Annotated in this window: 13 protein-coding genes (1 of these 13 cut by a window edge); 4 read left to right on the top strand and 9 right to left on the bottom strand. The window is 65.3% G+C overall.

Annotated elements, in window-relative coordinates:
* Positions 1 to 165 carry the end of an NAD(P)/FAD-dependent oxidoreductase gene (locus tag ADJ79_RS07720; RefSeq protein ID WP_050715482.1) on the top strand. Its footprint begins 951 nt before the window's first position, so 165 of the gene's 1,116 nt are visible here — the last part of the coding sequence; its start codon lies off the left edge, out of view; its stop codon occupies positions 163 to 165.
* Here ADJ79_RS07720 and ADJ79_RS07715 read toward each other — a convergent pair.
* From ADJ79_RS07715 to ADJ79_RS14255, 8 genes are all read right to left on the bottom strand, one after another.
* On the bottom strand, positions 160 to 651 hold the full coding sequence (locus ADJ79_RS07715; RefSeq protein WP_050715481.1) for a CinA family protein: 492 nt from the start codon (positions 649 to 651) through the stop codon (positions 160 to 162). The two genes, ADJ79_RS07720 and ADJ79_RS07715, sit on opposite strands and share 6 nt — an antisense overlap.
* A gap of 257 nt (positions 652 to 908) precedes the next feature.
* Complete coding sequence (lldD, locus tag ADJ79_RS07710) at positions 909 to 2,054, bottom strand: FMN-dependent L-lactate dehydrogenase LldD (protein ID WP_050715480.1); 1,146 nt, start codon at positions 2,052 to 2,054, stop codon at positions 909 to 911.
* A 35-nt stretch (positions 2,055 to 2,089) separates the two neighbouring features.
* Positions 2,090 to 3,757, bottom strand: a complete 1,668-nt coding sequence (lldP, locus tag ADJ79_RS07705; protein WP_050715479.1) for an L-lactate permease — start codon at positions 3,755 to 3,757, stop codon at positions 2,090 to 2,092.
* 307 nt (positions 3,758 to 4,064) lie between these two features.
* Complete coding sequence (gene tatC / locus ADJ79_RS07700; RefSeq protein ID WP_050715478.1) at positions 4,065 to 4,892, bottom strand: twin-arginine translocase subunit TatC; 828 nt, start codon at positions 4,890 to 4,892, stop codon at positions 4,065 to 4,067.
* 90 nt (positions 4,893 to 4,982) lie between these two features.
* Positions 4,983 to 5,480 (bottom strand): Sec-independent protein translocase protein TatB, encoded by a 498-nt coding sequence (gene tatB / locus ADJ79_RS07695; RefSeq protein ID WP_050715477.1) that lies wholly within the window; start codon positions 5,478 to 5,480, stop codon positions 4,983 to 4,985.
* Between the two features lie 38 nt (positions 5,481 to 5,518).
* Positions 5,519 to 5,758: a Sec-independent protein translocase subunit TatA gene (gene tatA / locus ADJ79_RS07690; protein WP_050715476.1), complete on the bottom strand. Its 240-nt coding sequence runs from the start codon at positions 5,756 to 5,758 to the stop codon at positions 5,519 to 5,521.
* Positions 5,759 to 6,119: 361 nt separating this feature from the next.
* Positions 6,120 to 7,001, bottom strand: coding sequence for a 4-hydroxybenzoate octaprenyltransferase (gene ubiA / locus ADJ79_RS07685; protein WP_050715475.1), 882 nt, complete (start codon positions 6,999 to 7,001; stop codon positions 6,120 to 6,122).
* Positions 7,002 to 7,154: 153 nt separating this feature from the next.
* Complete coding sequence (locus ADJ79_RS14255; protein ID WP_156304091.1) at positions 7,155 to 7,508, bottom strand: hypothetical protein; 354 nt, start codon at positions 7,506 to 7,508, stop codon at positions 7,155 to 7,157.
* Here ADJ79_RS14255 and ADJ79_RS07680 point away from each other — a divergent pair.
* From ADJ79_RS07680 to ADJ79_RS07670, 3 genes are all read left to right on the top strand, one after another.
* On the top strand, positions 7,507 to 7,986 hold the full coding sequence (locus tag ADJ79_RS07680; RefSeq protein ID WP_156304090.1) for a hypothetical protein: 480 nt from the start codon (positions 7,507 to 7,509) through the stop codon (positions 7,984 to 7,986). The genes ADJ79_RS14255 and ADJ79_RS07680 overlap by 2 nt on opposite strands.
* A 102-nt stretch (positions 7,987 to 8,088) precedes the next feature.
* A complete protein-coding gene (locus ADJ79_RS07675; RefSeq protein WP_050716498.1) occupies positions 8,089 to 10,065 on the top strand; it encodes a DNA topoisomerase IV subunit B in 1,977 nt (658 codons plus the stop codon).
* Between the two features lie 312 nt (positions 10,066 to 10,377).
* Positions 10,378 to 10,629, top strand: coding sequence for a hypothetical protein (locus tag ADJ79_RS07670; protein ID WP_050716497.1), 252 nt, complete (start codon positions 10,378 to 10,380; stop codon positions 10,627 to 10,629).
* Positions 10,630 to 10,705: 76 nt separating this feature from the next.
* Here the strand turns inward: ADJ79_RS07670 and ADJ79_RS07665 are convergent, their stop codons facing one another.
* Positions 10,706 to 11,305 (bottom strand): SIS domain-containing protein, encoded by a 600-nt coding sequence (locus ADJ79_RS07665; RefSeq protein ID WP_050715473.1) that lies wholly within the window; start codon positions 11,303 to 11,305, stop codon positions 10,706 to 10,708.
* Between the last annotated feature and the right edge of the window lie 143 nt (positions 11,306 to 11,448).

Genomic DNA, 11,448 nt, shown 5'->3' with positions numbered 1-11,448 from the left:
CCCAAGATTCGCACGATGCAAAGCGGCGCGCGGCGCGCCATCGTCACACTGGGGCCGTGGGCGCTGGAAGGCAATTGGGCCTGGCGCTGGAAAAACGCCCGCGATCGCCAGCAACTGGCCGCCGTGGTGCAGCGTCCTGTTCTTTTCAGTGCGCCCCAGTCATGAAAACGGCTCCTGGCGCAGCCGGTCCAGCACGCCTTGCAGCGCGTGCGTCACAGTGGCAGCGCGCACGGCATGCCGGTCGCCGCTGAAGTGGCAGCGCTGCGCAAAGCCCGCATCCTTCACCTGCCAGCCCAGCCACACGGTGCCCACCGGCTTTTCAAGGCTGCCGCCGCCCGGTCCGGCGATGCCGGTCACCGCCACGCTCACTTGCGCATGTGAATGCGCCAGCGCTCCGGCAGCCATCGCGCGCGCCACGGGTTCACTGACAGCGCCGTGCCGGGCAATCAGGCTGGCGGGCACGCCCAGCAATTCGCTCTTGGCGGCGTTGCTATAGGTCACAAAGCCTCGCTCGAACCACTCGCTGGAGCCGGCCATTTCCGTGCAAGCGCCTGCGATCAGGCCGCCCGTGCAGCTTTCCGCCGTGGCCAGCATCCAGCGGCGGGCGCGCAGTGCGTCAGCCAGCGCCATCAAGAGAGATTCCAGGAGCATGTTCACTATGAAAAAGATAGCTGCTTGCGCTGATTCCACTAGGACTTGCAGCGTTTTTGGCCCTGAACCGCAGCTGCTGGCAGACCCGGCAAGGGCCAACCCCGCTTTTCCGCTTCCGCCTGAACGGGCTGCCCGGCCCCTCGCCTGTCTGGCTGGTGGCATCTATCTGGCGCGCCAGAGCCAAGATGAGCGCGGCGGCGCGCAAGCAGGCCGCATCTGCGACGTTCTTGCGGGTGCTGAGGATGTGAAGCCTGCCTTCAGTCGCTTTCCGGCACGAGTGAGCTGGGCGTGATGTCGGCAATGGTGCGTGCGCCGGTGAGCGTCATGGCCACGCGCATTTCTTTTTCCATCAGCGTCAGCAGGTTTTCCACGCCCGCTTCGCCTGCGGCGGCCAGGGCGTAGATGTAGGCGCGGCCAATCATGGTGCAGTCAGCGCCCAGGGCCAGCATGCGCACCACATCCAGCCCGGTGCGGATGCCGCTGTCAACCAGAATTTTGATTTGGCCTTTGACGGCATCGGCAATGACGGGCAGGGCGCGGGCGGTGGAGAGCACGCCGTCCAGCTGGCGGCCGCCGTGGTTGGAGACGATGATGCCGTCTGCGCCAAAGCGCACGGCTTCGCGCGCGTCTTCGGGGTCCAGAATGCCTTTGACCACCATCGGCCCCGTCCAGAACTCCCGAATCCATTCCAGGTCTTTCCAGCAAATGGACGGGTCGAAGTTGGCGGTGAGATAGCCGATGTAGTCTTCCAGCGCCACGGCGTGGCCCTTGTAGGTGGAGATGTTGCCCAGATCGTGCGGACGGCCTTGCACGCCCACATCCCACGCCCACTGCGGGTGCAGCACGGCTTGCAGGTAGCGGCGCAAGGCGGCGTAGGGGCCGCTCATGCCCGAGTGCGCGTCGCGGTAGCGCGCGCCGGGCGTGGGCATGTCCACGGTGAAAACCAGCGTGGAGCAGCCGGCCGCCTTGGCGCGCTCCAGCACGTTTTTCATGAAGCCGCGATCCTTGAGCACGTAAAGCTGAAACCACATGGGCCGCCTGATGGCAGGCACTACTTCCTCAATCGGGCACACCGACACGCTGGACATGGTGAAGGGCACGCCCCTTTTTTCGGCCGCGCGGGCGGCCTGCACTTCGCCCCGGCGGGCATACATGCCCGTCAGCCCCACGGGCGAGAGCGCCACGGGCATGGAAAGTTTTTCACCGAACAGCTCGATGCCCAGCTCCAGGTTGGACATGTCTTTTTGCAGCACGCGCTGGCGCAAGGCCACGTGCGCCAAGTCGGACACATTGCGCCCCAGCGTGTGCTCGGCATACGCGCCGCCGTCGATGTAGTGAAACAAAAAAGGCGGCAGGCGGCGGCGGGCCGCTTCGCGGTAGTCGGTGGTGGATGAAATGATCATGGTGTTTTTCCTCTTTCGGTTTCCGGCTTTCAAATTCAATTTCCCGGAAGGGTCCAAGTCAATACATGGGCTTGCAGCGTGGTGAGAACGCCGATCACCGCCGCGAACATCAGGCTGTGCCTGACGGTGAAGCGAAACAGATCCGACTCCCTGCCCGCCAGGCCCACGGCCGCCGTGGCAATGGCAATGGACTGCGGCGAAATCATCTTGCCCGTCACGCCGCCCGTGGTGTTGGCCGCCACGGTCAGCACTTCAGGCAGGCCCAGCTGCTGCGCGGTGGTGGCCTGCAAAGCGCCAAACAAGGCGTTGGCCGATGTGTCGGAGCCGGTCAGAAACACGCCCACCCAACCCAGAAAGGGCGAGAAAAAGGAAAACGCCTTGCCCGTGTGCGCCAGCGCCAGCGCCAGCGTGGCCGACAGGCCCGAATAGTTGGCCACGAAGGCAAAGGCCAGCACCATGCCGATGGAGTAAATGGGCAAGCGCAGCTCGCGCAAGGTTTCGCCCGCCGTCTGCCAGGCCGCCGCCGGCTTGAGTCGCAGGAAGAGGATGCTGATGACTGCCGCCAGCACGATGGCCGTGCCCACGGCGGAAAACCAGTTGAAGACATACACCGCGCCGTAGGCCGTGGGCGCGGCCGCCACGGGCGGCATCTTCTGCACCAGCTGATCCAGCATGGGCACGGGAATCTTGATGACCCAGCCTTGCAGCGCGCCGCCAGCGGCAAACAGCGCCTTGAACGGCGCCAGGCTCCAGAGGGTGACCATCACCGTCAGAAAAATGAAAGGCGACCACGCCTTGATGATGGCCCCCGTGGTCAGCGGCGCCTGCGCGGCGCTTGCGCCCTGCGCCTGCCCGCCGCCCGCCCCGTTTTCAAAGCGGAAGATATAAGCGGGCTGCCACTTTTTCAGAAACACCGTCAGCGCCACCAGCGACACGATGGACGAAGTGATATTGGGCAGCTCCGGCCCGATGAGCCAGGCCGTCAGAAACTGCGTCACGGCAAACGAGCTGCCCGCCACCAGCACGGCCGGCCAAGTCTGCCGCACGCCGCGCCAGCCGTCCATGATGAACATCACCCACAGCAGCACCGGAATGATGATGAGCGAAAGCTGCGTGCCCGCCACCCGGCCAATGGACAGGGCGCTCAGCCCCGACACCTCGGCCGCCACCGTGATGGGAATGCCCATCGCGCCAAACGCCACCGGCGCTGTATTCGCAATCAGGCACAGCCCCGCCGCATACACCGGCTGAAAGCCCAGCCCCACCAGCAGCGCTGCCGTAATGGCCACCGGCGCGCCAAAGCCCGCCGCCCCTTCCAGAAACGCGCCCAGGCAAAAGCCCACCAAAATGAGCTGAAGCCGCTGGTCTTGCGTGATGGAGAGGATGGAGGCGCGGATGATGTCGAACTGCCCCGTCTTGACCGACACCTTGTAGAGAAACACCGCGCCAAAAATCACCCAGGCAATCGGCCACAGCCCGTAGAAAAAGCCATACACCGCCGCCGCCAGCGCCGAGGCCAGCGGCATTTGATAGAAAAACAGCGCCACGCCCAGCGCCAGCAGCACCACCGCCGTGCCGGCCACATAGCCTTTCATGCGCAAGCGGGTCAGCGCCAGAAAGAAAAAGACGATGGGAATGAGCGCGGCCAGGGCTGAAAGCCAGATATTGCCCGCCGCGTCGTAGTTCTGCTGCCAGGGTTGCATGGGCTGGATTCCTTGGGTAGAGCCTGAAAGAGACGCTTCCCGCAGGCTGAAAGCCAGCGCCCTGCATCAGAGCTGCCTGCGAGGCTGGCGGATTGTATCGACGGGTTTCAGCTCAGCCCCTGAACGCAAGCAGCTTTCAAACACACGCGCTGCCAGCGGCGCAACCAAGGCCACATTCACGCTCCCGTATCCATAGCATGATGTCCTAGTGGAATCTGCGCAAGATCGTTTTTCTACCCCCTGAATTTGCTCCTGTTTTTGACGCAAACCGCTCACTCCGATCTGCCCGGGGCAAGACGGAAGAGCCTCATTCCGGGGTTTGCGCAGGCAAGCGCTCTGCGGATTCGCCCGCGTCGGCGTTTTCCTCGCTCTTGGGCGCAATCAGGCGCGCCACCCACAGGCCCAGCTCGTAGAGCAGGCACATGGGAAAGGCCAGGGCCAGCTGCGACACCACATCGGGCGGCGTGGCGATGGCGGCGATGATGAAAGACAGCACGATGAAATAGCGCCGGAAGCTGCGAATCTGCGCCACCGACACCACGCCCAGGCGCACCAGCACCACCACGACGATGGGCACTTCAAACGTCAGCCCGAAGGCCATGAACATGGTGAGCACAAAGCTCAGGTAGGCCTCGATGTCGGGCGCGGCCGTGATGCTGGCCGGCGCGAGCTTCTGGATGGTGGCAAACACCGTGCCAAACACCACGTAGTAGCAAAACGCCACACCGGCCAAAAACAGCAGCGTGCTGGACACCACCAGCGGCAGCACCAGCCGCTTTTCATGCGAATAAAGCCCCGGCGCAATGAAAGCCCACGCCTGATACAGCACCACGGGCAGCGCCGCCAGAAAAGCCGTCATCAGCAAAATTTTCAGCGGCACCATGAAGGGCGAGATGACCGAAGTGGCAATCATCGTCGCGCCCTGCGGCAAGTGCGCCACCAGCGGCGCGGCCAGCCAGTCATACAGCGCCTTGGCGCCGGGGAAAAAGCCCAGGGCGATGGCCACCGCAATCACCGCCAGCGCCGACTTGACCAGCCGGCTGCGCAGCTCCATCAGGTGCGCCACGAAGGGCTGCTCGGTGCCCGCCAGCTCGTCTTCTGGCGCATCAGGATCGGGTTTGTTGGCCTGGTTCATGAAAGCGAAGGCGGCATCAGGGCCGCCTCTTGAATCGGTTTGGACTGTCTGCTCGTCCGGCTGAATCGCGCGACTGAATCGCGCGGCGCGTCACCGCTTTTTCGGGCGGTAGCGCACCATGCGCGCCGCGCCCGATTGCACTTGCCGCCGCACACCCGCGCGCGCCTTGAACCATTGCGGCGTGGCGCTGCGCCGGAGGCGCCATTTCTTGCCGGGGTGCCGGTACTGCGGCGGCGGCGGCCAGGCGTCTTCTTCGTCGCTGCCGCCTGCGGCATGCGCGTCTGGCGCGTGGCCTGCCCCTTGCAGCGCGGCCTTCGTGCTGCGCCACTGGGCATCCATTTCGGCTTGCGCCTTGTGGATGGACTGCTCAACCTCACGGCCCGCCTGCTCGACGGACTCTTTCATCTTCTTGAGTTCTTCCAGGTCCATCGCGCGATTGACTTCGCTTTTCACGTCAGCCACATAGCGCTGCGCCCGCCCGAGCAGCGTGCCTACGGTGCGGGCCACGCGCGGCAGCTTTTCGGGGCCGATGACAACCAGCGCCACCGCACCGATGAGCGCCATTTTGGAAATGCCGAGGTCAAGCATGCTTGCAAATCAACAAGGCAACAGGGCCCAAGCGGCGGTCAGCTTTTTTCCTTGGCCTGCACGTCAATCGCGTCGGCGGACGCCTTGCTGGCGGCGTTGGTCACTTGCCCGGCAGCAGGCTGCTGCGCCTCGTCTGCCGAGGCTTCTTTCATGCCTTCCTTGAAGCCCTTGACGGCGCTGCCCAGATCGGTGCCAATGTTCTTGAGCTTTTTGGTGCCGAACACCATCACCACGATGAGCAGCACGATCAGCCAGTGCCAAATTGAAAAGGTACCCATAGCAAGTTTCTCCTTGAACTCAAGCGTCGGATTTTAGGTGGCCAGGTGGCAGCCAGGCTGCGGGCAGTCCGTGTGTCTCAAGATCTTTCCATAGCCTGACCGTGAGAGCGTGCCGGGCGTCAATCCGCCCACCAAGGCAGGCGTTTTGGATGACACCGCCCGCCCAGGCAAAAGCAGCAAAATCAGGAGCAAATATAAGGGGTTCAAAACACCAGCCAGCGCACGTTCTTCTAGGACCTCATGCTATGGATAAAAGAGCAAATATCCCATTCATGACGGCTTGCTGTCTCGCTGCGTTCGCGCGGCCTGCGACTTTTGCTCGTTCGCCTTTTGGGCTTCATGGCCGGGAGCGCGCTCGCGCTCAGGACGCCGGACGGACGGCCAGCCCGACCGCCAGGCCCGCAAACAGCGTCAGGCCCAGCCAGTGGTTGGCGCTGAAGGCGCGAAAGCATCCGCCGCGCTCGCGGGCGCGAATCAGCGTGTAGTGCCAGGCCACTTGCGCCAGGGCCGCCGCCAGCGTCAGCGCCGTTACGGCAGGCGGCGCCGCCAGCGCCAGCGCCGCGCCCCAGATGGCCAGGTAGAGCAAGTAGAAAACCATGATGGCCGCCACGTCCCGCTGCCCCAGGGTGATGGCGGAGGTCTTGATGCCTATCTTCAGGTCATCGTCGCGGTCCACCATGGCGTATTCGGTGTCATACGCCAGCACCCAGCACAGGTTGCCCGCCATCAGCGCCCAGGCCAGCGGCGGCACCTGCCCTTGCGTGGCGGCATAGGCCATGGGAATGCCAAAGCCGAAGGCCACGCCCAGCACGGCCTGCGGCATGGCCACGAAACGCTTGGCGTAGGGGTAGGCCAGCGTGATGGCCAGCGCGCCGAAAGACCATCTGACCACGGCGGCGTTCGTCGTCAGCGCCAGCGCGAACGCCGCCAGCGCCAGCGCCGCGCCCACGGCCAGCGCCTCGCGTGCGCGCATGCGCCCGCTGGTCACGGGGCGCTGCGCCGTGCGCTTGACGTACCGGTCAAACTCGCGGTCGGCCACGTCATTGACGCAGCAGCCCGCGCTGCGCATGAGGATGGTGCCCAGCGTGAACACCGCCAGCAGGTGCCAGCCCGGAAAGCCTCCCGCCGCCAGCCACAGCGCCCCGAGCGTAGGCCACAGCAGCAGCAGCCAGCCCGCAGGCCGGTTCCAGCGGATCAAGTCCAGATAAAGAGGCAGGCGGCGCAGCGCGGCAGGGGCGTTCATGGCAAGGGCGGGCGGGCAAGGGCGGGCGGGCAAAGGCGGGCAAAAGCATAGCGGCAAACGGCGGCGGCCAGGCAGGCCCGCCAGAGTCATGAAGCAATGGGCTTCATGATGCAGATTGAATTGGATATTCACCAATATCAGGCGGCGTGAATTTCATTTGCGGCGCCATTGCGCCGCCATGAGGAATTCGGCCTTGCTTTGGAAAATACCGCCCGGGCTGGCATTCTTTCTTCCGCCTGCTTGTTTTCCGCATGATCCGGCCGTTTCTTCCCGGCTGTCTTTTGCAGACGGACGCTCTCGGAAGCCCGGGAAAGATTTGCCGGATACGCTGAATGCGCCGCTTTGTTCAATGAACGCGCCGTCGATTATTTGCTTCATGAAACAAATGGAAATTCCGGCTGCCTTGACTGCGGTTTTCGAGGCGTTTTCGAGGCGATTTTGGCGGCGCGCGCCGCACCTGCGCGCAGATAAAATCTGCCGCTTTCTTTTGAAAAGGAGCGTTCCCATGTCTCACAAACGCTTGATGGCGCTGGCTGCCGTGGCGGCCCTGCTGGCTGGCTGCGGCGCCACGGCCCCGAAGGCCGCCTCTTCAACTGGCTCCGGGGCCGAGGCCCAGGCCCAGGCCAATTCCCCAGCCGTGGCCAAGGCAGACCTGGCGCCAGCCGCGCCGCTGGCGGGCAGCGGGCGCGACCCAAGCGACTGCCTGCCCTCGGCCGGGCAAACGTGGTCCAAGCTGCGCAAGGCCTGCGTGCAGGTGTTTGACGTGGCCGACATCCGCCTGACTGACCCTGACAACCCCGCGCTGGCCGTGTATGTGCTGCTTTCGCCCGACAAAAAAGTGGCCGAAATGTTTTCCGCCAGCTTTCCCGATGGCAGCGTGATGATGGCCGCCACGCGCGGCGGCAACAGCTATTTCGCCAACATGGGCCGCGTGCTGCTGCTCAAAGACAGCCAGAGCAAGGAAGGCTGGCGCATCGCCAAATAAGCGGCCGGCCCGCTGGCCCGCCCATTTTTCATGCCCGCCCTTTCATGCCCGCCCGCCGCCGTGGCGGGCTTTCTTTTTTCGCCACCGCAACACCTTCACGCCATGTCCACACCCGCCTATGCCGAAAGCTCCATCCGCGTGCTCAAGGGGCTGGAGCCTGTCCGGCAGCGCCCCGGCATGTACACGCGCACCGACACGCCGCTGCACATCATTCAGGAAGTGATTGACAACGCCGCCGACGAGGCCCTGGCTGGCTTTTGCAAGCGCATCAAGCTCACGCTGCACGCCGATGGCTCGGTCAGCGTGGAAGACGACGGGCGCGGCATTCCTTTCGGCCTGCACCCGGAAGAAAACGCGCCCGTGGCCGAACTCGTGTTCACGCGCCTGCACGCGGGCGGCAAGTTCGACAAGGGCGCGGGCGGCGCTTACAGCTTTTCCGGCGGCCTGCACGGCGTGGGCGTGAGCGTGACCAACGCGCTGTCCACCCGGCTGGAGGCCACGATCTGGCGCGACGGACAAGTGGCGCACCTGGCTTTTGCGGGTGGCGACGTGGCCGAGCCGCTGACCGTGCGCCCCGCCCATGACGGCGGCGCAGCGGCGGGCGACCGCAAACAAGGCACCACCGTGCGCGTGTGGCCCGACGCCCGCTACTTTGAAAGCGCCGCGCTGCCCCTGGCCGAACTCACGCACCTGCTGCGCAGCAAGGCGGTGCTGATGCCCGGCGTGAGCGTCACTTTCATCGACGAAAAGCGCGGCACGCGGCAAAGCTGGCAATACAAGGGCGGCCTGCGCGACTACCTGATGCAAACGCTGCCCGCCGACGCCGTGATTCCCGTGTTTGAAGGCGCGGGCCACGCCGGCCGCGACGACGGCAGCTTTGCCGAAGGCGAAGGCGCCGAGTGGGCCGTGGCCTTTACCGAAGAAGGCCAGCCCGTGCGCGAAAGCTATGTGAACCTGATCCCCACCCCCGCTGGCGGCACGCACGACAGCGGCCTGCGCGACGGGCTGTTTCACGCCGTCAAGAACTTCATCGAACTGCACGCGCTGCTGCCCAAAGGCGTCAAGCTCATGCCCGAAGACGTGTTCGCCCGCGCCAGCTATGTGCTCTCGGCCAAGGTGCTCGACCCGCAGTTTCAGGGGCAAATCAAGGAGCGCCTGAACAGCCGCGACGCGCTGCGCCTGGTGTCCGGCTACGTGCGCCCCGCGCTGGAGCTGTGGCTCAACGCCCATGTGGAACACGGCAAGCGCCTGGCCGAGCTGGCCATCCGCGCCGCGCAAACGCGCCAGCGCGCCAGCCAGAAAGTGGAAAAGCGCAAAGGCAGCGGCGTGGCCGTGCTGCCCGGCAAGCTCACCGACTGCGAAAGCCGCGACACCGCCCGCAACGAAATCTTTCTGGTCGAAGGCGACAGCGCCGGCGGCAGCGCCAAGATGGGCCGCGACAAGGAAACCCAGGCCATCCTGCCCTTGCGCGGCAAAGTGCTCAACACCTGGGAAGTGGAGCGCGACCTGCTGTTCAAAAACACCGAAATCCACGACATCGCCGTGGCGCTGGGCGTGGACCCGCACGGCGCGGGCGACACCCCCGACCTCTTGGGCCTGCGCTACGGCAAAGTCTGCATCCTCTCTGACGCCGACGTGGACGGCTCGCACATCCAGGTGTTGCTGCTCACCCTGTTTTTCAGGCACTTTCCCGCGCTCATCCACGCGGGCCATGTGTTCGTGGCCCGCCCGCCGCTTTTCCGCATCGACGCGCCCGCGCGCGGCAAAAAGCCCGCCGCCAAGCTCTACGCGCTGGACCAGGCCGAACTGGACGCCACCCTCGACAAGCTGCGCAAGGAAGGCGTGCCCGAAGGCAAATGGACCATCAGCCGCTTCAAGGGCCTGGGCGAAATGAACGCCGAACAGCTCTGGGAAACCACCCTCAACCCCGACACCCGGCGCCTGATGCCCGTGCGCCTCGGCCCCCTGGGCGAAGCCGCCACCGCCGAGCACATGAACCGCCTGATGGGCAAAGGCGAAGCCGCCGCCCGCCGCGAGCTGATGGAGCGCCACGGCGACGCGGTGGAAGTGGACGTTTGAGAACCCGCCCCGCAACAAACGCCAAGGCTGTGAACGCCAAGGCGGGCGCGGCGGCCCCGGACGCAGGCGCTGAATGCGGCGGATGGATGCCCGGCCTGGCCCTCCCGGCCAGAAGACATCAGAAACAGGAGCAAATACAGGGGTATGAAAACGCCATCCTGCGCAGTTTCCACTAGGACATCTTGCTATTGATAGCGGAGCGAGATATTGCCCTGCGCCTTGGCGCAGGCGCTGGCGCGCCGCACAATCCGCCGCTTTTTACTTACACGCAGCCCGCAAGGCGGGCAAACAGGCTCTGAAATGGAGTGCGCCATGAGCGCCAGGCAACTCTCACGCGAATGGCTTCAGGGGCCTTCGCAAGGCAATCCCAGGAAACGGCAACGCATGCGCCAGCCGCTGGCGCTTTCAGCGGCCGCACCGCCGCCGCGCAACCACGTGGCGATGGCGCTGGCCGCGCGCAGCGCCTCGAACGCGGCGGGCAAGCACATACGCCAAAGCGGCGCGCAGCGCCGCGCCGACAAAGTGGCGCTGCAAAAGCTGCTGCGGCGGCAAGAAGATGCGTGACATGCCAGCAGCAGGGCCGGGCCTGTCCGGGAACCCAGGCCCGCTCAAACCGCAGCTGCCCATCGCGGCCAGGTCCCTACTCGTCGCCCAGCAGCAGGGCATCCAGGCTTTCGCAAATGCAGTGCAGCGCCAGTTGCTGCGCATGCAGCACGCTGGCGGCGTGAGCATGGGCGATGGCGATATGGGTATCGGCAGCCAGCAGCAAGCTGCCCAGGGCATCGGCGGCTTCGCCCTCGCCCGTCATGGCGATCACGGGCATTTCACGCTCGTGCGCGGCCTGCACGGCCAGGGCGAGGCTGGCGTGATCAGAGCTGGCCGGGTGGGCGAAAACCATCAGCGCGTCGCCGGGCTGGCCCAGGGCATGCACCTGGGCGGCCAGCGCGCCGACGCCTTCGCTGCGCTGCGCCAGGGCGGCGAAAGTGGCGACCTCGGCCCCCAGGGCCAGGGCAGGCAGGGCGGGCCGCTCGCGCGCAAGGCCGCCCATGAGCAAGGCGGCGGCGTACTGCGCCAAAGCGGCGGCGGCAGCGCTGCCGCAGGTGAGCACTTTGCCGCCGTTGGTCACGCATTCCAGCGCCGTTTGCGCGGCGGCGGCAATGGGCGCGCTCAAGGAACCGGCCCATTGGACAAGCAGCGCGGCGCTGCCGGTGAAATACTGCTGGATGCGTTGTTCAGACATGGCGGAAAGCGGAGCAAAAGCAAAAAAGCGAGTCTGCCTCAGAGCGCCGCGCAGGCATTCCAGGCCCGCAAGACACCGCCTGATTCAGCTCTTGAATCCATAGCATAAGGTCCTAGTGGAATTTGCGCTGGACGGCATTTTTG

Origin of the sequence: Ottowia sp. oral taxon 894 (genome assembly GCF_001262075.1) — a bacterium.
GTDB lineage: Bacteria > Pseudomonadota > Gammaproteobacteria > Burkholderiales > Burkholderiaceae_C > Ottowia > Ottowia massiliensis.
Note: the sequence above shows the minus strand (reverse complement) of the source record. Positions and strands in the feature narration are given on the sequence as shown.